At 62.6% G+C, this 21,307-nt stretch carries 22 protein-coding genes; 13 read left to right on the forward strand and 9 right to left on the reverse strand.

Translation table 11 applies throughout. The features are described from left to right. The first annotated feature begins 19 nt into the window (after positions 1-19). The gene (locus ATY29_RS21925) at positions 20-361 is read left to right on the forward strand and encodes a nuclear transport factor 2 family protein (RefSeq protein WP_003569484.1); all 342 of its coding nucleotides are present in this window, start codon (positions 20-22) and stop codon (positions 359-361) included. Between the two features lie 25 nt (positions 362-386). Here ATY29_RS21925 and ATY29_RS21930 read toward each other — a convergent pair whose 3' ends face one another. The 3 genes from ATY29_RS21930 to ATY29_RS21940 all read right to left on the reverse strand — a co-directional run bounded on the left by ATY29_RS21930 (position 387) and on the right by ATY29_RS21940 (position 2,390). After that, entirely contained in the window at positions 387-1,118 is a 732-nt protein-coding gene (locus tag ATY29_RS21930) for a sulfite exporter TauE/SafE family protein (RefSeq protein WP_097537322.1), read from the reverse strand. 76 nt (positions 1,119-1,194) lie between these two features. After that, positions 1,195-1,848, reverse strand: coding sequence for a class I SAM-dependent methyltransferase (locus ATY29_RS21935; RefSeq protein WP_003569481.1), 654 nt, complete (start codon positions 1,846-1,848; stop codon positions 1,195-1,197). Positions 1,849-2,063: 215 nt separating this feature from the next. After that, positions 2,064-2,390: a hypothetical protein gene (locus tag ATY29_RS21940; RefSeq protein WP_003569479.1), complete on the reverse strand. Its 327-nt coding sequence runs from the start codon at positions 2,388-2,390 to the stop codon at positions 2,064-2,066. A gap of 223 nt (positions 2,391-2,613) precedes the next feature. Between ATY29_RS21940 and ATY29_RS21945 the strand changes: the two genes are divergently transcribed. Next, the gene (locus ATY29_RS21945; protein ID WP_003569477.1) at positions 2,614-3,216 is read left to right on the forward strand and encodes a superoxide dismutase; all 603 of its coding nucleotides are present in this window, start codon (positions 2,614-2,616) and stop codon (positions 3,214-3,216) included. Between the two features lie 108 nt (positions 3,217-3,324). Beyond that, on the forward strand, positions 3,325-4,170 hold the full coding sequence (locus ATY29_RS21950) for a metallophosphoesterase (protein WP_097537323.1): 846 nt from the start codon (positions 3,325-3,327) through the stop codon (positions 4,168-4,170). Between the two features lie 201 nt (positions 4,171-4,371). Here the strand turns inward: ATY29_RS21950 and ATY29_RS21955 are convergent, their stop codons facing one another. Further along, a complete protein-coding gene (locus tag ATY29_RS21955) occupies positions 4,372-5,064 on the reverse strand; it encodes a helix-turn-helix transcriptional regulator (RefSeq protein ID WP_097537324.1) in 693 nt (230 codons plus the stop codon). A gap of 129 nt (positions 5,065-5,193) precedes the next feature. On the opposite strand from ATY29_RS21955, the gene ATY29_RS21960 reads away from it, so the two are divergent. The 4 genes from ATY29_RS21960 (at position 5,194) to ATY29_RS21975 (ending at position 7,843) form a co-directional block, all read left to right on the forward strand. Further along, positions 5,194-5,829, forward strand: coding sequence for a LysE family translocator (locus tag ATY29_RS21960; RefSeq protein ID WP_097537325.1), 636 nt, complete (start codon positions 5,194-5,196; stop codon positions 5,827-5,829). A 262-nt stretch (positions 5,830-6,091) separates the two neighbouring features. Then, complete coding sequence (locus tag ATY29_RS21965; RefSeq protein WP_003569471.1) at positions 6,092-6,532, forward strand: c-type cytochrome; 441 nt, start codon at positions 6,092-6,094, stop codon at positions 6,530-6,532. Positions 6,533-6,665: 133 nt separating this feature from the next. Then, positions 6,666-7,580 carry a c-type cytochrome gene (locus tag ATY29_RS21970; RefSeq protein ID WP_003569469.1) on the forward strand — a complete coding sequence of 305 codons (915 nt, stop codon included), beginning with the start codon at positions 6,666-6,668 and terminating at the stop codon, positions 7,578-7,580. Between the two features lie 50 nt (positions 7,581-7,630). Further along, entirely contained in the window at positions 7,631-7,843 is a 213-nt protein-coding gene (locus tag ATY29_RS21975; protein ID WP_097537326.1) for a hypothetical protein, read from the forward strand. Here the strand turns inward: ATY29_RS21975 and ATY29_RS21980 are convergent. Beyond that, entirely contained in the window at positions 7,840-8,334 is a 495-nt protein-coding gene (locus tag ATY29_RS21980; RefSeq protein WP_097537327.1) for a GNAT family N-acetyltransferase, read from the reverse strand. The two genes, ATY29_RS21975 and ATY29_RS21980, sit on opposite strands and share 4 nt — an antisense overlap. 260 nt (positions 8,335-8,594) lie before the next feature. On the opposite strand from ATY29_RS21980, the gene dmeR reads away from it, so the two are divergent. The 3 genes from dmeR (at position 8,595) to bla (ending at position 10,903) form a co-directional block, all read left to right on the forward strand. Further along, complete coding sequence (gene dmeR, locus ATY29_RS21985; RefSeq protein WP_003569463.1) at positions 8,595-8,867, forward strand: Ni(II)/Co(II)-sensing transcriptional repressor DmeR; 273 nt, start codon at positions 8,595-8,597, stop codon at positions 8,865-8,867. 24 nt (positions 8,868-8,891) lie between these two features. Then, a complete protein-coding gene (gene dmeF, locus ATY29_RS21990) occupies positions 8,892-9,878 on the forward strand; it encodes a CDF family Co(II)/Ni(II) efflux transporter DmeF (RefSeq protein WP_003569461.1) in 987 nt (328 codons plus the stop codon). 107 nt (positions 9,879-9,985) lie between these two features. Beyond that, positions 9,986-10,903: a class A beta-lactamase gene (gene bla / locus ATY29_RS21995; RefSeq protein WP_003569459.1), complete on the forward strand. Its 918-nt coding sequence runs from the start codon at positions 9,986-9,988 to the stop codon at positions 10,901-10,903. 346 nt (positions 10,904-11,249) lie between these two features. Here the strand turns inward: bla and ATY29_RS22000 are convergent, their stop codons facing one another. Further along, a complete protein-coding gene (locus tag ATY29_RS22000) occupies positions 11,250-13,589 on the reverse strand; it encodes a glucose/quinate/shikimate family membrane-bound PQQ-dependent dehydrogenase (RefSeq protein ID WP_097537328.1) in 2,340 nt (779 codons plus the stop codon). A 142-nt stretch (positions 13,590-13,731) separates the two neighbouring features. Continuing rightward, positions 13,732-15,234 (reverse strand): protein adenylyltransferase SelO, encoded by a 1,503-nt coding sequence (locus ATY29_RS22005; RefSeq protein ID WP_097537329.1) that lies wholly within the window; start codon positions 15,232-15,234, stop codon positions 13,732-13,734. A 253-nt stretch (positions 15,235-15,487) separates the two neighbouring features. Between ATY29_RS22005 and ATY29_RS22010 the strand changes: the two genes are divergently transcribed. Then, positions 15,488-16,945 (forward strand): MFS transporter, encoded by a 1,458-nt coding sequence (locus ATY29_RS22010; RefSeq protein ID WP_097537330.1) that lies wholly within the window; start codon positions 15,488-15,490, stop codon positions 16,943-16,945. Between the two features lie 35 nt (positions 16,946-16,980). On the opposite strand, the gene ATY29_RS22015 is transcribed toward ATY29_RS22010, so the two are convergent. Continuing rightward, the gene (locus ATY29_RS22015; RefSeq protein WP_025415679.1) at positions 16,981-17,505 is read right to left on the reverse strand and encodes a DUF1697 domain-containing protein; all 525 of its coding nucleotides are present in this window, start codon (positions 17,503-17,505) and stop codon (positions 16,981-16,983) included. A gap of 54 nt (positions 17,506-17,559) precedes the next feature. Further along, positions 17,560-19,668 carry a S9 family peptidase gene (locus ATY29_RS22020; protein ID WP_025415680.1) on the reverse strand — a complete coding sequence of 703 codons (2,109 nt, stop codon included), beginning with the start codon at positions 19,666-19,668 and terminating at the stop codon, positions 17,560-17,562. A 254-nt stretch (positions 19,669-19,922) separates the two neighbouring features. Between ATY29_RS22020 and ATY29_RS22025 the strand changes: the two genes are divergently transcribed. Together ATY29_RS22025 and ATY29_RS22030 are read left to right on the forward strand one after the other, a co-directional pair. Further along, positions 19,923-20,312, forward strand: coding sequence for a DUF930 domain-containing protein (locus ATY29_RS22025; protein WP_003569446.1), 390 nt, complete (start codon positions 19,923-19,925; stop codon positions 20,310-20,312). A 96-nt stretch (positions 20,313-20,408) separates the two neighbouring features. Continuing rightward, a complete protein-coding gene (locus ATY29_RS22030; RefSeq protein ID WP_097537331.1) occupies positions 20,409-21,203 on the forward strand; it encodes a polysaccharide deacetylase family protein in 795 nt (264 codons plus the stop codon). Positions 21,204-21,307 lie beyond the last annotated feature (104 nt).

A 21,307-nucleotide genomic window follows, 5' to 3' on the forward strand; every position in this document is an offset into this window, starting at 1 on the left:
TTGATCGGAGGATATTGCCATGAACGATATGCGCACGAGGCAACAGACCGTCCGCGATCTCTACGCCGCCTATCTCGACGACCGCAAGGATAAAGTCGTTACCATGCTGACCGAGGATTTCACGTTCTCCAGTCCGCGCGACGACCATATCGACCGGGCAACTTATTTCGAGCGCTGCTGGCCGGAGCAGCCGCTCTTCCGCGCCATCCACATCGAATTCCTGGCGGTCGACGGCGACGAGGCGGCTGTCCGCTACCGCGCTGAAAAACTGGACGGCGAAAGCTTCGCCAATATGGAGAGCCTGCGCTTCCGCGGCGATAGGATCGCCTCCGTCGAGGTCTATTTCGGCCGGACGCTGTAACTCGGCTGGCGGCGATCGGCCGCTTTTACAGGAGCCGCATTGCCGACGTGGCGATGATGACCATCGACACCGCCACCATCAGCGGCCGCACCGGCAGCCGTTTGACGAGGATCGCGCCGAACGGGGCGGCGATGACGCCGCCGATGATCAGGCCGATCGCCGAATTGAGCTCCGACCAGCCGAGCGTCAGGATGAAAGTCAGCGAAATCGTCAGCGTCACGGCGAATTCGGTGAAGTTGGTCGAGCCGATTACCCGTTTTAGGTCGTGCCCGCGGCCGACGAGCGTGCTGGTGACGACCGGCCCCCATCCGCCGCCGCCGATCGCATCGAGCATACCGCCGCAAAAGCCGACGGGCGGCACGGCCCAGTCGCGCACCTCGCGCTTGGCCGGCGGCCGAAAGGCTTTGTAGAGGATCAGCAGGCCAATGGCGATCAGATATGCCGACACGAAGGGTGCAATCACCTTGCCGTCGGTATTGGCCAGCAGATAGGCGCCGATCGCCCCACCGATCATGCCGGCCGGTGCCAGCCGCGCCACCAGCCGCCAATCGACATTGCGATGATAGGCATGCGAGATCCCCGATGCGGCGGTCGTGAACATTTCCGTCACATGGGTCATGGCGCTGGCATTGGCCGCCGGCACGCCGAAGGCGAGAAGGCTCGTGGTCGACAGCACGCCGAAGGCCATGCCGAGCGCACCGTCGACGATCTGCGCGCAAAAGCCAACGACGATGAATAAGAAGAAATCCGATGTCATGCGGGTCCCCTCAGACGAACGGTAGCATCAGAACAGTCGACGCGGGAAAAAATCTTATGTCAGGCGGCCAGTCCTCTCAGCCGACAAATCCGCGCTGCTTCAGCCGGACGATCTTGAAAAAGCCGTTCGGAAAGACCGGCAGGATCTCGGCAGCGTCAAAATCGCCGCGACGCTCGGCCCAGGCGAGGATGCGGTGGATGCGAAAGGCGGAGGACCAGCCGATGTGACGCACCAGCGGCGCCACCGCCGTCTCGATCGCGCCCTGCAGACCGGCGCCGTCGCCGAGTTTGCTGGCGAGGATGATCTCGCCGCCCGGCCTGAGCACCCGGGCGCATTCGTCCAGCGCCCGCTCGGGTTCGGGGATCAACGTGATGACGAAGGGCAGGCTGACCGCATCGAAAGACCGGTCGGCAAAGGCGAGGGCATGCGCATCCATCACCTCTAGCGCGCTGATATGCTGCAACTTTTCGCGCCGCACCTTGTCGCGCGCCCGGGCGATCATGTGTTCGGAAATGTCGATGCCGGTCACCCGGCAGTGTCGCGGGTAATGCCCGAGCGTCAGGCCGGTGCCGACACCGATTTCGAGAATATCAGGCCCGGCCGCGGCGGCGAGTGCGGCAAGCTTGCGGTGGCCATCGCGCAGGATGCCGCGATAGACGCGGTCATAGACCGGCGCCCAACGCTGATAGATTTTCTGCTGATCTTCCGCCCTGCTGCGAAGCTCTGACATGCCGGCACCTCCCCAGAGCAATGCCGGGAAAATTAAAAAACGGTTTTCCAGGAATTGCACAAAACAACAGATGTGAGCGGTTCTGCGCCCTAATAAACGGAACCTCTTTAAGGCCCAGCCTTTCAACTCCTAAGGGTAGGCTCCGGTTCCCCGCGAAATGTGACGCAAGGCACATATTTCACTCGCGACCCTTGGGAGGGCAATGCTGCGGCAGCCTATTTCGCCGGCATGAGCCCGAGGTTTTTGGCGTCGAGCTCGCTGCCGATTTCGACGGATTTCTTCTGCTTGTCGTAGACGCAGATCTGGGCGACGAGCCCCTTTGCGCCCTTCGGCCTGCCCGTCACCAGGGCGAGCGCGTAATGGGCGGAGCCGAAGGGATCGACTGTGGCGGCAGGCGCCTCGATTGCCACCGCCGCCTTCTTGCACTTGGCCTCGACATCGGCTGCCAGCTCCTTCCAGGCTTCATCGGAGGAGGCATAGGCCGCAGTTGAAAAGAAGGGAAGCGCGGCGATGGCCAGAAGCGGGATTATATTCCTGTTCATATCGGGTCTCCGTTGAGCTCTATCACAGGCGAAGCGGTTTTCGCGGCCGCATCCCAGGGATTTGACCAGGCGATTTCCACGCGCAACTTCAGCCCGGCAACTGAGGCAAATTTTCCTCCGGCCGGTCGTTTTTTGATATTTCGCCGGTTGCCTCTCCCCCTTTCCCCTCCTATGTTCCGCCTCACCTGCCGAGACGCAATCTATTGCCAAGAGGAGATCTGACATGGCTTTCGAATTGCCTGAACTTCCCTATGATTACGAAGCGCTTGCTCCCTTCATGTCGAAGGAAACGCTGGAGTTTCACCACGACAAGCACCATAAGGCCTATGTTGACAACGGCAACAAGCTCGCCGCTGAAGCCGGTCTCTCGGACCTCTCGCTCGAAGACGTCGTGAAGAAGTCGTTCGGCACCAATGCCGGCCTCTTCAACAACGCTGCCCAGCACTACAACCATATCCATTTCTGGAAGTGGATGAAGAAGGGCGGCGGCGGCAACAAGCTGCCGGGCAAGCTCGAAGCGGCCTTCGCCTCCGATCTCGGCGGCTACGACAAGTTCAAAGCCGACTTCGCCAATGCCGGCGCCACCCAGTTCGGCTCCGGCTGGGCCTGGGTTTCCGTCAAAAACGGCAAGCTCGAAATCTCCAAGACCCCGAACGGCGAAAACCCGCTCGTCCACGGCGCCACCCCGATCCTCGGCGTCGACGTCTGGGAGCATTCCTATTACATCGACTATCGCAACGCCCGCCCGAAGTATCTCGAGGCCTTCGTCGATAGCCTGATCAACTGGGACTATGTCCTGGAGCGCTACGAAGAAGCCACGAAGTAAGCTATACTGGCTGCTTGCAGATCCGCACCCGGCGCCCCAAACGCCGGGTGTTTCGTTTTGACGGGAAGCCGTCACATTGCTGTCACCGGCCACTCCTAATCACCCACCATGTCCCCTTCCGCTCTTCCCCTGTTCCGCTTCGGCATCATCGCCGACCCGCAATATGCGGCAATCCCCCCGCATGCGGCGATGGACCGCTATTATGCTAAAAGCCTCGCCAAACTCGCCGAGGCGATCGCGGTCTTCAACGGCTGGGAGCTAAGCTTCGTCATGACGCTCGGCGATGTCATCGACCGGAGTTTCGCAAGCTTCGACGATATCCTGCCGGTCTACGAAAAGCTCAGGCACGAAGCGCTTTTCCTGCTCGGCAATCACGATTTCTCAGTCTCGTCAGGCCATCTCTCCGAAGTCGCCGCCCGTCTTGGCATGCCGTCGCCCTATTACAGCTTCTCCCGCCACGGCTGGCGCTTCATCGTGCTCGACGGCAACGAGGTCAGCACCTTCGCGCCGCCCGAAGGCCATCCGCATCGCGACCTTGCCGCTGAGATGCTGGCGGCGCTGCAGGCCAAAGGTGCGGCGAATGCCCATCGCTGGAACGCCGCATTGAGCGACGCGCAGTTCGCCTGGCTCGGCGATGAAATCGCCAACGCTGCCGCGGCCGGCGAAAAGGTCATCGTCATGAACCATTATCCGGTGCATCCGCCCGGCCAGCACGGCATGTGGGACAGCGAGCGCATTGTCGCCCTGCTCGCCGAGCAGCCCAACGTCGTCGCCTATCTCAATGGCCACGACCACGTCGGCAATTACGGCCGGGCCGGCACTTGCCACTTCGTCAATTTCAAGGGCGTGGTCGACACCGAGAAAGAAAACGCCTTCGCCATTGTCGAAGTATATACCGACCGCCTCGAAATCCGCGGCTTCGGCCGCGAAGAGAGCCGCACGCTGGGTTTTTAGGTTCAGACTGCGCATATTTTATTCCGGCTGTGCGCCAAGGGTTGGCAGCAAGATGTCCCTCACCCTAACCCTCTCCCCGTAAAAACGGGGAGAGGGGACATGCCCTGCGAGAGGTTGGTGGGGCATGGAGAGGTCGCGGGATCCCTTCGCCCCGCAAGCGGGAGAAGGTGCCGGCAGGCGGATGGGGGGTTGCGACGCGCTTCAGCCTGGCGCCGGTGCTTCCGTCCACCCGCTGGTCCACAATTCCCGCAACCGATCGCCGTCGCCCTTGAAGAAATCCTCGGCCTCCTCGCAGCGCTCCACCCGGTCGCTGCGGAAATTGCGGATGGCCTGGCGCAGTTCGCACCAGGCGACGATATTTGCCGTCTGCGAATAGTAGATCAGCGCGATCGGCCGGATCGTCCGCTCGCTCGCCCGCCCGAGCTCGTCGCGGTAGGCGAGCATCAGCTTGCACTCGTCACGGATCGCCCGGCGCACGATCGCAAGGTCGAAGCCGGCCGGCTGGGCGATCGAGCCCCAGGCATAAAGCGCCTTGTTGTCCATCGCCTGGCGCAATGGCGCCGGCACGGCGCCCGATATCTTCCGGTTGACCCGGCGCGCGGCCTGCTTGAGTTCTTCGTCCGCCGTCCGTTCGAGCAGCGCCAGCGACAGCACGATCGCCTCCATCTCCTCGATCGAGAACATCAGCGGCGGGAGGTCGAAGCCCGGCCGCATGATGTAGCCGATGCCGCGTCCGCCCTCGATCGGCACCCGCATCGCCTGAAGCGCGGCGATGTCGCGATAGATCGAGCGCACCGTCACTTCGAGCGTCTCGGCCATCATAGCCGCCGTCATCGGTTTTCTGGCGAGCCTGAGGATCTGAATGATCTCGAAAAGCCGCGAGGCCTTGCGCATTTTGCCGCTCCCATCCCTACGCTCCTGACAATACACTGTCAGTTGGGTTTGCGTATAGAGCCGCCTATCGGATTGAAATCAATCAGGCTCTTTCAAAACAGCCCATGGACCGACAAGGCGGTAACTGACATGAACTACCACGAAAACCTCTGGCTCTTCTTCACCCTTCTCTTCGGCATCATCATCGTGCCAGGCATGGATATGCTCTTCGTGCTCGCCAATTCGCTGACCGGCGGCGTCAGGCGGGGGCTCGCGGCGACAGGCGGGATCATGGCAGGCGGCGCCGTGCATTCGGCCTATGGTGCGGCCGGCGTCGGCGTGCTCGTCACCATGCTGCCGCAGCTTTTCAACGTTCTGCTCTTTGCCGGCGTCGCCTATATGATCTGGATCGGCATTTCGCTGATCCGCAGCTCGATTACCGTCGAGGCGGTCGGGCCGGCGACGGCGCGCTCCGGCTGGCGCGCCTTCCGCCAGGGCGCTGTCACCTGTCTGGTCAATCCGAAGGCCTATATCTTCATGTTCGCCGTCTATCCGCAGTTCCTCAAGCCCGAATACGGCCCGGTCTGGATGCAGGGCCTGATCATGGGCGCGATGACGGTCGTCACCCAGTTCGCCATCTATGGCGGGCTTGCGATGACGGCCGGCCGCAGCCGCGACCTGCTGGTCGCAAACCCTGACGTCACTGCCTTTATCGGCCGTTTTGCAGGATTGCTGCTGGTTGCGGTCTCCGCCTTCAGCCTCTGGCAGGGTTGGAAAAGCGCCTGAGCGCGACTGCATGTCGCCTGGAAGTGTGGCGGTTCGGGGACAACGGCATGCATAAAAGCTGCATGTCGCCCGGAAATGTGTAGCGGTTCCGGGATCACGACATGTGGAAAATAGACGACTGTCTATCACATTGTTTTTATGACGATCCGGCAAAAAGTGACTGTCTGCCGCCGTGGATTTTGTCATGCTCCCGGTGCAGATTGGCCGCCGGCCACCTTGGCTGCGGGAAAATGCAGGGAAATTGAGAAAACGGAGAGGAAATATGAATTGGAAAGCAGTAGCTGCCGCCGTTGCGATGGCTGGCATGGCCTTCGGTTCGGTGACCGCCGCCGATGGCACCCATGATTCGCGCATTGCGCTGATGAAGAAGATCGGCGGTTCGGCGGGCGCCATGGCCGCCATCGCCAAGGGCGAGAAGCCCTATGACGCCGAAGCAGTAAAGACGGCGCTGACGACGATCGCCGCAACGGCCAAGGTCTTCCCCGACCAGTTCAAGCCGGGCACCGAGACCGGCGACAAAGAGGCAAGCCCGAAGATCTGGGAAAACATGGACGACTTCAAGGCGCGCGCCGCCAAGCTTTCCACTGACGCCGAAACCGCGCTGGCCCAGCTTCCGGCCGATCCTGCCGCCGTCGGCGCGACGATGAACACGCTTGGCGCCAATTGCGCGGGCTGTCACAAGGCCTATCGTATCAAGGAGTGATAGGCCGTTTGATCTGGAACTTGATAGGCGATCCGCGCCGGCCTTGCCGCCGGCGCGGATCGCCTTATTCTCCGCCCGTGCGAGCTGGCCGCAGGCTCGTTCCGCACAGAAATTTCGCCAAAAGGGGAGGGGCATGATTCGCAGGTTCATCCGGTTACTGCTCTGTCTGATCGGCGTCGCCGTGCTCGGCGGGGGCGCCTTCTATCTCATCACTTCGCCCGATCCGCTGCCGGAGAGCCATTGGGCAGCTCTCGGCGCGCCGGATCCGGCCAACGGCCAGATGATGTTCTGGGCGGGCGGCTGTGTCAGCTGTCATTCAGCCCCCGGTTCCGAAGGCGATGCGAAGCTGACGCTGACAGGCGGTCTGGCGCTGAAGAGCCCTTTCGGCACCTTCCACGTGCCGAACATCTCGCCGGATGAAAAAGCCGGCATCGGCGCCTGGACGCTGGCCGAGTTCGGCAATGCGATGAAGCGCGGCGTCGGCCCTGGCGGCGAGCATCTCTATCCGTCCTTTCCCTATGGCTCCTATGCCCGCATGAGCGACAAGGACGTCAACGATCTCTTCGCTTTCCTAAAAACCCTGCCGAAGAGCCCAAACGTCGCGCCACCGCATGAGTTGCCGTTCCCCCTCAACATCCGGCTGGCGCTCGGCGGCTGGAAATTCCTTTATTTCAACGATCAGCCGCGCGTGGCGCTCGCCAACAGCGACGACAAGATCAAGCGCGGGCAATATCTCGTCGAAGGTCCCGGTCATTGCGGCGAATGCCATACGCCGCGCGATGCGCTCGGCGGCTTCCAGGCAGATCAGTGGCTCGCCGGCGCGCCCAATCCGGAAGGCAAGGGCCGCATACCCGATATCACACCTTCCTCCAAGAGCATTGGCGGCTGGAGCGAGGCCGATATTGCCAGCTACCTCGAAACCGGCTTCACCCCCGATTTCGATTCCGTCGGCGGCTCGATGGTCGATGTGCAGCAGAACATAGCCCATCTGCCGGCCACCGACCGCGAGGCGATCGCCGCCTATCTGAAGGCCGTGCCGGGGCGGTAGATTTAGAGACCAAACCGACCCTTGAACAGCTCGCTCTCGTCATCGACCGCATGCACGCCCGTCTTGCCGCGCGCAACGTGGTGCGTGCGAGCTGGTTCGACGAGACGATGACGCTGATGGAGGCGCGTTTCGCCGAGAGGTTGGAAGACCCCCACGATCTGGCGTCGCCGCGCGCCGCTGCTCTTGCCTTCATCAAGGCCGCGCTCCACCAATGGGCGACGCGGCCGGCGCATGAAGCAGGCGGAAATCACCCACCGGCTTAGGCGATCGACTGCATGTAGCGCATGCCGGTGACCGGACGCGGGGTGAAATCCAGCTGTTCGTAGAACCGGTGCGCCAGCACGTTGCCGGTGGCGGCGCTGACGGAGAGGTAGCCGCAGCCGGCATTGCGCGCGGTCTCGCGGGCCCGGTCGACGAGCAACTGGCCGGTGCCGTGGCCGCGATGGCCGTCGCGCACGAAGAGATGATGCAGGTCCATGCCGCGCTTGCCTTCCTGCGCCCTGTAGAGCGGCACGAGAATGGCGTAGCCGATCAGCCCTTCGCCGGTCTCGGCGACGAGCGCCTGGATCCAGGGCAGCGGGCCGAAGAGATCGCGCTCCAGCTGCTCCGGCGTTGTGCCGGAAGGATCGCCATGATGGGCGGCGAGCAGGGCAATCATCGCGTCGAGCTCGGGCAGGTCGCGCGGCTTGGCGGCGCGGATTGTCACCACCGATGGGCGCATCAGTGAAATTTCGCTGTCTTCGATTTCGGTCATGTCTTCGCGTCCTTTGATAGTCTGCCGTCAGGACGCTGCCGATACAACAAAGCCGCCTGACGGCGGCTTGTTGACAATATGATCTGTCCGGCCGCCCTTTACAGGTACAGCCAAAAATACGAGCGGCTCTGATGCGCGTTTTTGATCATGGATCATCAATCGTCGGAAATGCGGTGTTTGTCAATGGCCGATCGCCGCGCATCGGCAGCGACCCCGCTTTCCCTCTTGATACTATACCCCCCTATGCTACATAAGGGCTCATGTCTCACACCACCCTGCAGAAAAAGAAACTCATCGCCCGCGTCAGCCGTTTGAAGGGGCAGATGGAGGCCGTCGAGCGGGCGCTCGAGGCGGAGCGCCCCTGCGGCGAGATCCTGCAATTGCTTGCCTCCATTCGCGGCGCCCTGACCGGCCTGACCGGCGAGGTGCTGGACGATCACCTGCGCGAACATGTGCTGAATGCCGATGACGACGCGGCAAGGGCCCAGGCGGTCGAAGAAATATCTGAAGTACTGAGAACCTATATCCGCTGAATGCTGTGATGAAGGAGCCTGGGAATGAGTGCCGGGATCGACAAGGCTGGAATGAACGCGCTGGAACATGATCATATCTTCCTCGGCGCCGATCATGCCGTGAACGAACGGCGCATCTGGCTGGTGATCGTGCTGACGGCGGTGATGATGGTGGCGGAAATCGCCGCCGGCACGGTCTACGGCTCGATGGCGCTGGTCGCCGACGGCTGGCACATGTCGACCCATGCCAGCGCACTTTTGATTTCCGCACTCGCCTATCTCTTCGCCCGCAGGCAGGCGCGCAACCCGCGTTTCACCTTCGGCACCGGCAAGCTCGGTGATCTCGCTGGTTTTGCCAGCGCCATCATCCTCGCGCTGATCGCCCTGCTGATGGCCTGGGAAAGCTGGCTGCGTCTTTCAAATCCGGTGCCGATCGGTTTTGCCCAGGCGATTGCCGTCGCGGTGATCGGCCTTGCCGTCAATCTGATCAGCGCCTGGCTGCTGGCCGGCGGCGGTCACGCGCATGGCCATCACGCGCATGGCCACGGGCACCACCATCATGGTGGTCACACCCACGATCATCACGCCCGCGATCATCACGCAAAGCCCGGCGACAACAATATCCGCGCCGCCTATCTGCATGTCGTCGCCGATGCTATGACCTCCGTGCTCGCCATCGCGGCGCTGACGCTCGGCAGCCTCTATGGCTGGCTCTGGCTCGATCCCGTCATGGGCATCGTCGGCGGGCTGGTCATCGCCAACTGGTCCTGGAGCCTGCTGAAATCCTCCGGCGGCGTCCTTCTCGACGTCGTCCCGCACGGCGAGACGCTGCCGGCTGAAATCCGCGAGGCGATCGAGACGGAGGAGGACCGGATCACCGATCTGCATGTCTGGCAGGTCGGCCCCGGCCATCACGCCGCCATCGTTGCCGTCGTCACCGCGACAGCGCGGGAGCCGGCCTTCTACAAGGGCAGGCTTTCGGCGCTGACGGAATTGTCGCATGTGACGGTCGAGGTCACGCGCGCGGCATAATCGCTCGGCGGACAACAAGTTGCTTGGCGGACGACTTCGTCGCCGCGAGGACGAGATGCCGCCGCAATCGCGTCTTAGCTCTGGTCTCCGATTCGCCGGAGGATGTCATGGATCTCAGTCTTACCCGCCGCCTGCTGATGGGCTCGGCGCTTTGCCTGCCTGCTTTGGGACTGCCTGTGCTGGCGCTTCCCGCCAATGCTCAAGAGGGGGCGGAGCAGAAGGCCCGCGAGGACGACGACAACGTCGAGAAGCGCCTTGCCGCGCTGGAAAAACGCACCGGCGGCCGCCTCGGCGTCTCGGTGCTCGACACTGAGACCAGCATTTCCTTCAACTATCGCGGCAGCGAGGCCTTTCCGATGTGCAGCACCTTCAAGGCGCTGGCCGCAGGCTTCGTGCTGGCTCGTGTCGACAAGGGCGAGGAAAAGCTCGACCGGCGGGTGACCTACGGCAAGGACAAGCTCGTCGACTATTCGCCGCTCAGCGAAAAACACGCAGGAGCCGATGGCATGACCATCGCCGAACTCTGCGAGGCGGCGGTGACGGTCAGCGACAATACGGCCGGCAACCTGCTGCTCGAAAGCTTCGGCGGGCCTGCGGGGTTGACCGACTGGCTGCGCTCGATTGGCGACGGCACGACCCGTCTCGACCGCACCGAACCGACACTGAACGAGGGCAAAAAGGACGATCCGCGCGACACGACTAGCCCGGATGCAATGCTCGACACGCTCGGCAACCTGACCCTCGGCTCAATCCTCACCGAGGCCTCTTGCGACAGGCTGATCGCCTGGCTGGTGGCAAGCACAACCGGCGGCGAGCGGCTGAGAGCCGGCCTGCCGGCCGATTGGAAGGTCGGCGACAAGACCGGCACCGGCCCGAACGGCTCCCTCGGCGACATCGCCGTCATCTGGCCCCCCGACCGCGGCCCAATCGTCGCCGCCGTCTATATCGCCGAGGCGACCGTGCCGGTGAAGGAGCTCAACCCGGTGTTCGCCGAGGTTGGCAAGATGATTGTCGAGATGGTTTGAAGCGGGACAAGTGCGAAGCGCTTTCCTTGGGTGTTGTTTGATAACAAAGCGATAGAGGCTTCCGGCGCCCCGCCTCTTGCCGACAGCGTTCCTCAACCTCCGTCATGCTCGGGCTTGACCCGAGCATCCATGGGCCTGACTCGAGCAAGCGGCAACCTTCAAAAATTCGCAGAGGTTTCCGAGTGGTTTTCGTCGGATGTCGTCTCTCCGTTCGGAGTCCACCGCGTGGATCGCCGGGTCAAGCCCGATGATGACGGAGTGTGAGGGAACGCCGGCGATCGAAAAGCTCCAGTATCCGCGGGGCCGATGCCGCGATCGCCTGGAGCTTGTGAGACGATTTCCCCCATCAAGGCAGCGTATACGCAATCACATAATCGCCGGGCGTGGTGCCGACCGAGCCGTGGCCGCCGGCGACCATGACGACATATTGTTTGTTGTCATCGGCCGTATAGGTCATCGGCGTCGCTTGGCCGCCGGCCGGAAGCCGCGCCTGCCAGAGCTCTCGTCCGTTCGTCACGTCATAGGCCCTCAGATAGTTGTCGACGGCAGCACCGAGGAAGGCGACGCCGCCCTTGGTCAGCATCGGTCCGCCGATGCCCGGCACGCCGACCTTGAAGGGCAGGGGCAGCGGCGTCATGTCGTGCACGGTGCCGTTCTTGTGCATATAAGCGATCTTGCCGGTGCGCAGATCGACGCCGGCTACATAACCCCATGGCGGCGCCTGACAGGGGATTTTCAACAGCCCAAGGAAAGGCCCCATGAAGACGCCGTAGGGCGCTCCGTCATTGCGGTTCAGCCCCTGTTCGCTGCCCTTCTCGTCCTGGCCACGCGGCGGAATGTCGGCGGCCGGCACCAGGCGCGAGGTGAAGGCGAGATAGGTCGGCATGCCGAACATGATCTGCCGCTCCGGATCGACCGCCACACTGCCCCAGTTGAAGGTGCCGAAATTGCCGGGATAGACGATCGTCCCCTTCAGCGAAGGCGGCGTGTAGCGGCCCTCGTAGTGGTAGCGGTGGAAGTCGATGCGGCAGGCGAGCTGATCAAACAGCGACACGCCCCACATGTCCTTTTCCTTCAGCGGTTCGGGCGAGAAGGTAAGGTCGGAAATCGGCTGCGTCGGCGACGTATGATCGCCGGAGACCGCGCCGCCTGGCGCTGCGATTTCCTTGACCGGGATGATGGGCTCACCGCTGCGCCGGTCGAGCACATAGAGATCGCCCTGCTTGGTCGGGCCGACAAGGGCCGGAACCACGCTGCCATCCTGCTTCGTCAGGTCGATCAGCGCCGGCTGAGCCGGCACGTCCATGTCCCAGAGGTCGTGATGCACAGTCTGGCGCACCCAACGCAACTGGCCGGTGGCGATATCGAGGGCGACGATCGAGGACGAGAATTTCTCGACATTGTCGCTGCGGCCGATGCCGAGCTGGTCGGGCACCTGGTTGCCGAGCGGGATGTAGACCATGCCGAGCGCCTCGTCGACACTGAAGACCGACCAGCTATTCGGTGAATTTGTGGTGTAGGTCTGGCCGGCGGCGAGCGGCGTCGTCACCTCGGGATTGCCGGAATCCCAGTTCCAGATCAGCGCGCCGGTCTTGATGTCGAAGGCGCGGATGACGCCGGATTGTTCCTCGGTGGAATAATTGTCGTTCACCGCCCCGCCGACGATGATCTTGCCGGCCACCGCGACCGGCGGCGAGGTGGAATAGTAATAACCGGCCGGGTTGAAGCGCATGCCGGTCTCCAGATGCAGCACGCCCTTATCGGCAAAATTGGTGCAGATCTTACCGTCCGCCGCATCGAGCGCGATCAGCCGGGCGTCCGAGGTCGGCAGGTAGACGCGTTCGGCGCAGGGCTGGCCGGCGGCGACGTCAGGATCGGCATAATAGGTGACGCCGCGGCAGGTCTGATGCTGCCGGTTGGGGTTCATGCCCGAATTGGCGTCGTATTTCCATTTCTCCTTGCCGGTCTTGGCGTCGAGCGCGATCGCCCAATTGTGCGGCGTGCAGAGATAGAGCGTGTCCTTCACCTTGAGCGGTGTCACCTGATAGGTCGTCTCGCCGACATCGTCCGGCCGCTTGACGTCGCCGGTCTGGTATCGCCATGCTTCCTTGAGAGTGGAGACGTTCTCCGCGTTGATCTGATCTAGCGGCGAATAGCGCTGGCCGAAAGGTGTGCGGCCATACTGGTGCCATTCTCCATCCGGCACGCTGCCGCCGAAGGCCGGATTGGCGGCGACCTTGTCGGCCGGCAGTTTGCCGGCGAGATCGTGCGGATCTGTCGTCATCGAATAGAAGGCGACCAGGATGGCGAGAATCACCGGCACGGCGAGCGGCCACGGGTTGGCGCCGTAGGTGATGCCGGTCGGGCTGCGGAAGCCGAGCGGCCGGCGGATCCAGGGCGTCAGCAGCCAGAGCCCGAGCAGAATGATCATGCCGCCGCGCGGGCCGAGCTGCCACCAGTCGAAACCCACCTCCCATATCGCCCAGGCCAGCGCTGCGACGACGAGCACCGGATAGACCCAGAGCGCCACCGCCTTGCGCATCAGAAGCAGCCCGGCGGTGATCAGAAATATCAGCCCGGCGAACAGATAGAAGACGCTGCCGCCGAGCGTGACGAGGTAGAGCCCGCCGCCGCCGAGGGTTAGCCCGATGATGATGAAGAGGATGGAGGTGACGACGATCGCCATAAGGCTGTCTCCCGCTTGATTTAGCCGGGTGGAGGATCGGCGGAAAAGTCCCGCCGATCAGCCAGATAGCGCGAAGGAGATGCCTTTCAACGGCCGCATTTGCCGCAGGCCGGCGTCACGGTACGGTTGTATTGAACCCCGCTCACGTCCCGCAGAAGGTCGCGAGCACCTGTTCGCTCGGCTTCGGCGGCTCCATGTAGGCGGCAAAGCCCGGCTGGTCCTCATAGGGTTTCGCCAGCACGGTCAGCAGCGCCTCGAACAGCGAGAAATCGCCGTTTTCCACCGCCGCCTCGATCGCTTGTTCGATCCGATGATTGCGCGGGATGAAGGCCGGATTGACACTGCGCATGGCCATACTGCGCTCAGCGGCCGTCTGCGGATCGCGCGACAGCCTCCCGTGCCATTGCGCAAGCCAGGGCGCGCAGGCCTCCGGTTCGCGAAAACTCGCCGCAAAGCTTGGCTCTGCGGTCTCGTCGCCGGCAAGATCCGACAGCCGCCGGAAGGTGAGGGTAAAATCCGCACCCTGCGCCTGCATCAGCGACAGCAATGCCTGCACCAGTTCGAGATCCCCGTCCTCTTCGCCGGCAAGGCCGATTTTTCCCAGCATGCCAGCCAGCCAATGCGCCTGGAAGCGTTCGCCATAGGATCGGATTACGCCATTCGCCTTATCAACAGCGCCATCGGGCTCTTCGTCGATCAGCGGCAGCAGCGTTTCGCCGAGCCTTGCCAGGTTCCATTGGCCGATGCCGGGCTGGTTGGCATAGGCATAGCGGCCATGCTGGTCGATCGACGAGAAGACGGTTGCCGGATCATAGGCATCCACAAAGGCACAGGGGCCGAAATCGATGGTCTCGCCGGAGACGGTCATATTGTCGGTGTTCATCACCCCATGGATGAAGCCGACATGCAGCCAGCGGGCAATCAGCGACGCCTGGCGCTCGGAGACGGCTGAAAACAGGGCGAGATAGGGATTGTCGGCTTCTTTCAGGGCTGGATAGTGCCGGTCGATGACATAATCGGCGAGCGCCCGCACGCCGTCGGTATCGCCTCTGGCCGCGAAGAACTGGAAGGTGCCGACCCGGATATGGCTGGCAGCCACCCGGGTGAAGACGGCGCCCGGCAGCACCTCTTCACGATAGACCGGTTCGCCGGTCGTCACCGCCGCCAGCGCCCGCGTTGCCGGAATGCCGAGCGCAAACATCGCCTCGCTGACGATATATTCCCGCAGTACCGGCCCGATTGCCGCCCGCCCGTCGCCGCGTCGCGAAAAAGGCGTCGGTCCGGCGCCCTTCAGCTGGATATCGAAGCGTCTGCCGCTGCGGTCGACTACCTCGCCGAGCAGGATCGCCCGCCCGTCGCCGAGCTGCGGCGAGAAGCCGCCGAACTGATGTCCGGCATAGGCCATCGCCAGTGGTTCGGCCCCTTCGGGAACAAGATTGCCGGAGAAGATCGCAGCACCGTCGCGGCGCAAGGCGGCGACGTCGAGCCCGAGTTCGGCGGCCAGCGGCTCGTTCAGCTTGATCAGCCAGGGCTCCGCCACCGGCGTCGGCACTTGCGGCGCAAAGAAGCGCTGCGGCAAACCGACATAGCTGTTGTCGAACGGAAAGGCGGCACCGGGCCGGTTTGTCTGAAGGGCGGAGGTCATGGCTCATAGGTAGGGCCGGGACGGCTGCGGCGCAAGCCGGGTTACCGGGGATAAGGCCCTTCACGGAGAACAGGACGATGCAAGGAATCGTGATCCGCCTTTACCTCTCGGCAAGGCAGCATTGCCATAAAGGACATAGCACTGCCATGTTCGCAGGCGTATAGCAGATCGTCTCCCCTTGGCATTTGCCATGTCATCCCCCGCGGCCTTGCTGCCTCCTGCTCCGCCGCGCCACCGTGAGTGATCCCGGACGATGTCGGATCAGATTTACCAGGCGCCGATGGTTCGGCGCGCCGCGCCCAATTTCCGGGTGATCGCGATGATCGTCGCGAGTGCGATGCTGATGGAAAATATCGATGCGACCGTGCTGGCGACCGCGCTGCCCACCATGGCGCGCGATTTCGCCGTCAGTGCGCCGGCCATGTCGATCGCGCTGACCTCCTATCTCCTCAGCCTGGCGATCTTCATTCCGGCGAGCGGCCGGATGGCCGATAGTTTCGGCTCCCGCACCGTCTTCCGCGCGGCAATCGCCGTCTTCGTGATCGGCTCCATCCTCTGTGCGCTGGCGCCGACGCTGTCCTTCCTGGTGCTGGCGCGGCTGTTGCAGGGCGTCGGCGGCGCGATGATGATGCCGGTCGGGCGCCTTGTGCTGATGCGCAGCGTCGCGCGCAGGGATATGGTCAGCGCCATGTCCTGGCTGCTGGTGCCGGCGCTGATCGGCCCGATCGTCGGCCCGCCGCTCGGCGGCTTCTTCGTCACCTACCTCGACTGGCGCTGGATCTTCTACATCAACGTGCCGATCGGCATCATCGGCATGATCTTCGTCTCGATTTACATCGACGAGGTGAAGGGTAAGGCAAGCGGTCCCTTCGATACGATCGGCTTCATCCTCTCCGGGCTCTCGCTCGGCTCGCTGCTCTTCGGCTTCGAAATGTCGAGCCACGAAGGCGAGGGTGCCTTCTCGATGTTCCTGATATCAGTCGGCCTGCTCTTCGGCATAGCCTATCTCAGGCATGCCCGAAGGCATCCGTCGCCGATCATGGATTTTTCGTTGATGAAGGTGCCGAGCTTCGGGACGTCTGTCATCGCCGGTTCGCTGACGCGCATCACGCAAGGGGCGCAACCCTTCCTGCTGCCGCTGCTTTTCCAGATCGGCTTCGGCCTGTCGGCGGCGGCGGCCGGCCAGATCGTCATCGCGACTGCGCTCGGCTCGCTCGCCATGAAGCCGATGGCGAAATTCGTCTTCAGTCGGCTCGGCTTCCGCCGCAGCCTCATCCTCAACGGCATCCTCGGCACGGTCGGCTATGCGCTCTGCGCCGCCTTCCGGCCGGATTGGCCGATGCCGCTGATCTTCGTCGTGCTGGTGCTCAGCGCCTTCTTCCTGTCGTTCCAGTTCACCGCCTATAACACCATTGCCTATGACGAGATCGACAAGGAGCGGATGAGTTCGGCGACGAGTTTCTACGCGACCTTCCAGCAGCTGATGCTGTCGCTCGGCATCTGCATCGGGGCCTTGGTGCTGCACGGTTCGATGGCCTTCAACAATGTCGAAACGCCTGATCTCGGCGATTTCTCCACCGCCTTCATCGTCGTCACCCTCATCTCGATCACCGCTACCGTCTGGAACCTGCGTTTCTCGCCGACCGCTGGCGAGGAGATCAGCGGCTATAAGGCGAAGCGGACGAAGGTGGCTGGAGAAACAAAGGCTTGACGCGCGTCATTTGAATCAAATTCTGCGCTTCACACTCAGTCCTTATCCTCCATATCAGCCGCCATTTCCGCGAGCTTGCGCACAGTGTTGAGATTGCGCGAGGTGCCGGCTTTCAGCGCCGGCAGCTTCAGTTTCGAGCGGCCGGATCCATTCGGATAATGCACATAGATCTCCCGGCCGGCGAGCTTCGCCTCCTCGCCATCGGGCGCCACTATTTTATCGAGCGCATCGTCGGCTGCCTTTTCGGGCAGGAAGTAGACCAGCAGGAAATTCGGCTTGGCATCGGGGAAGGGAGCTTTGGCGGCAATCGCCTCAAGCTCCTTGCGGGTGCGCACCATCACAGCCGGCCGCTTACCCATCTTCTGGCCGAGCGCCGCGTCGAGCTTTTCCTCGACTGCCGTTTCTTTCTCATCCGAGCGGAACAGCACATTGCCGCTCTGGATGTAGGTCTTCACATCCCTGAAGCCGAGATCCTCGCAGATCGCCTTGAGTTCAGCCATCGGTAGCGAGGCGGTGCCACCGACGTTTACGGCGCGGAGCAGGGCGATATAGATGGGCATTTCTTTCTCCGCGGATGGTGTGCCGTGTCGCACCCCCCAAAACCCCCAAACCCCTCACATCTTCCCCGCCACCTTGATCGCAAACGCATACTCGAACGCGATCTCCTCAAGCCGCTGGAACCGTCCCGACGCCCCGCCGTGGCCGGCGTCCATATTCGTCTTGAGCAGGATCGGCGCCGCGCCGGTCGTCTTCTCGCGCAGCTTCGCAACCCATTTGGCCGGCTCCCAATAGGTGACGCGCGGGTCGGTCAGGCCGCCGAGTGCCAGGATCGGCGGGTAGGCTTTGGCGCCGACATTGTCATAGGGCGAATAGGCAGCGATCTGTTCGTATTCTTCTTTGCTGTCGATCGGGTTGCCCCATTCCGGCCATTCCGGCGGCGTCAGCGGCAGCGTATCGTCCAGCATGGTGTTGAGCACGTCGACGAAGGGAACGGCGGCGATGAGGCCGGCGAATTTCTCCGGCGCCATATTGGCAATTGCACCCATCAGCATGCCGCCGGCCGAGCCGCCTTCGGCGATAATCTTCGCGTAAGAGGTGAACTTCTGTTGATTCAGATAGTCGGCGGCTGCGACGAAGTCCTTGAAGGTATTCGTCTTCTTGTCCATCTTGCCGTCTTCGTACCAGGCGAAACCCTTGTCCTTGCCGCCGCGGATATGGGCGATGGCATAGACGAAGCCGCGGTCGGCAAGCGACAGGCAATTGGTGTTGAAACCGGCCGGAATGGTGATGCCGTAGGCGCCGTAGCCGTAGAGCAGGCAGGGCGCGCTGCCGTCGAGGGCAGTGTCCTTGCGATAGAGCAGGGTGACCGGCACCTTCTCGCCGTCCCACGCCGGAGCGAAGACGCGGCGGGTGACATAGTCGTCGGGATTGTGGCCCGACGGCACTTCCTGCGTCTTCAACAGCGTGCGCTCGCGCGTCACCATGTTGTAGTCGTAGAGCTGCGATGGCGTCGTCATCGAGGAATAGGAGAAGCGGATGATATCCGTGTCATATTCCGCCGCACCCGAAAGCCCCAGCGAATAGGCTTCCTCGGCAAAGGCGATCGCATGTTCCTCGCCGGTCGCCCGGTCGCGGATCATGATCTGCGGCAGCCCGTCTTTGCGCTCCAGCCACAGAAGATGGCGGGCATAGGCCATGTGGCTGATGATCAAAGTGCCGGGCTTGTGGGCAACCACTTCGCGCCAGTTCTCCTTGCCCGGATTGTCCACCGGCGCTTCCATGATCTTGAAATCCTTGGCGCCGCCGTCATTGGTCAGGATGTAGAAGACGTCGCCGCCCTCGGTCAGCGAATATTCGATGCCTTCCTCGCGCGCCGCCACCAGTTTCGGCTCGGCCGTCAGGTCCGTGGTCGACAGCAGCCGGTATTCGCTGGTTTCATGGTCATGAATGTCGATATAGATGACATCGTCGAGCAGCGAGCCGCCGACGCCCATGAAGAAGCCGGCATCGGCTTCCTCATAGACCAGCCGGTCTTCCGACTGCGGCCGGCCGACAATATGGTGGAACACCTTCGAAGGCCGGTGGTTCTCATCGAGCGCCGAATAGAAGAAGCTCTTGCCGTCGGGCGCCCAGACGCCGCCGCCGCCGGTATTCTCGATCCGGTCCGCAAGGTCTTCGCCCGTGGAGAGGTCGCGGACCTTCAATGTGAAGAACTCCGAGCCCTTGTCGTCATAGCCCCAGATGCCGCGGCTGTGGTCGCTCGTATGGTCGAGACCGGCGAGGCGGAAATAGGCCTTGCCGGCCGCTTCCTTGTCGCCGTCGAGCAACACGGTGCGGATCGTCTCGTCGGCAACGTTGCCATCACGGGCAATGCGGAAATAACGCGGCTGTTCGCCGCCGGTGACATAGAATGTGCCGTAGGCATAGGCGCCGTCCTTCATCGGCACCGAGCTGTCGTCTTCCTTGATACGGCCGCGCATTTCGGCAAACAGCGCCTTTTGCAGCGGCTTGGTGTCCTCCATCGCCGCGTTCATATAGGCGTTTTCGGCTTCGAGATACCGGCGGATCTCAGGGTCGAGGATCGACGGATCCTTGAACATCGCCTGCCAATTGTCGGCGCGCAGCCAGGCATAGTCGTCCGTGCGGGTAATGCCGTGGCGCGTATCGGAGATGGGCTTCTTCGGTGCGGCGGGCGGTGTCGGCAGGCTCTTAAAAACGGACAAGGAATGGCTCCGGATCGGGATATCGGGTTGGCAAGAGATAGAGGCGCACTGGTTCGGGATCAAGCGGCAAGGCTGCGCCAAGGCCATGGATAACCTTCCACAGGCTGGGAGGCCGCCCTGCCGGCTCTGCCTTGATGTCACCACAATATTTAAGAATGTCCGCTATCGCTGAGCGAAATTTGCACGTGCCAAGCCCCCGGCAAGCTGCCCGGGGCAAGGTGAAGAATGGACAACAGTAAGGGATTTTCTCCGCAATGCCGAAACGTCTGCTCCTGTTCGTATCCCTCCTTGGCCTTGCTGCCCCCGCCTTCGCCGTCGATCCGGCCATCAAGAAGCAGCTGGAAAAACTCGATCCCTCTACCCGGCTGGAGCAGAGCTGCGACACCGAGGCGATGAGCCGCATCAACAGCGACAGCACCGGCTTCAAGCCCGACAAGGTGATCGCCTATACGTTCAAGGATCCGGTCGCCGGCGACAATTCGCTGCAGGCGCCCGGAGCCGTCTTCCGCAGCAAAGGCGACTGGTACCATCTCTCCTACAATTGCATCACCGGTCCGCAGCATATCAACGTGCGCGAGCTCGACTACCAGATCGGGGAGAAGGTGCCGCGCGAGAAGTGGGACAAATATTATCTTTACGATTGATGCCGCATTTATTCCGGCTGCGGTGACATTGGGCCACATGGCGCCATGCAACTGCACCCGCTAAAATCGACGGACCTAAATCGTAGAAGCCCTGACATGAATCGCATCCTGCTCGCTTCGGCCTTCCTCCTGGCCGCGATATCAGCTGCATCGGCGGACGAACTACCGTCAGCGGCGCAGACCTCGGCGGCAACCACTCCCGCCACGGCGCCGAAGATAAAGCTGGTCGAGCCGCATCTGCATATCGCCCGTTCCAATATTGCCGGCCATGCCCGCATTGCGCTCACCTTCGATGCCTGCATGGGCCAGGCGGACGAGCGCATCCTTTCGACCCTGGTGCGGGAACGCATCCCGGCAACCATCTTCGTCACCGCCCGATGGCTGAAGCATAATCCCGCCGCCCTTGCCGTCTTCCTTGAGAATCCCGATCTCTTCGAACTGGAAAACCATGGCCAGAACCATATTCCGGCTGTCGACACGCCGACGCTGATCTATGGCATCGCCTCGGCCGGCTCACCGCAGGCGGTGAAGCAGGAAGTCGAGGGCGGCGCCGCGGCCATGGTCGCATCGGGCATTCCGGCGCCGCACTGGTTCCGCGGATCGACAGCCAAATATGATCTTTCCGCCATCGGCGAAATCCGCGCCATGGGCTATCGCATCGCCGGTTATTCGGTCAACGGCGACGGCGGCTCGCTGCTCGGCGCCGCGATCACCGAAAAACGCATCGCTTCGGCCAAAGACGGCGACGTTGTCATCTCCCACATCAACCAGCCGACCCATGCGGCGGGCGAGGGGGTGGCCAAGGCGCTGGTCGATCTGAAAGCCAAGGGCACTGAATTCGTCCGGCTCGACGATGTCGACGATATGGGTGACGACAAGACGACGGAGTAGGCTGCGGCTGAAGGTGTGCCGTGTGACACCCCTCCGCCCGGCAGGGCAGAGCGACTGTCTTGGAAGTCAAGCGTTTTGCCATGCTTTCTGGTCCCGGATGATTG

Origin of the sequence: Rhizobium hidalgonense (genome assembly GCF_002914525.1) — a bacterium.
Lineage (GTDB): Bacteria > Pseudomonadota > Alphaproteobacteria > Rhizobiales > Rhizobiaceae > Rhizobium > Rhizobium hidalgonense.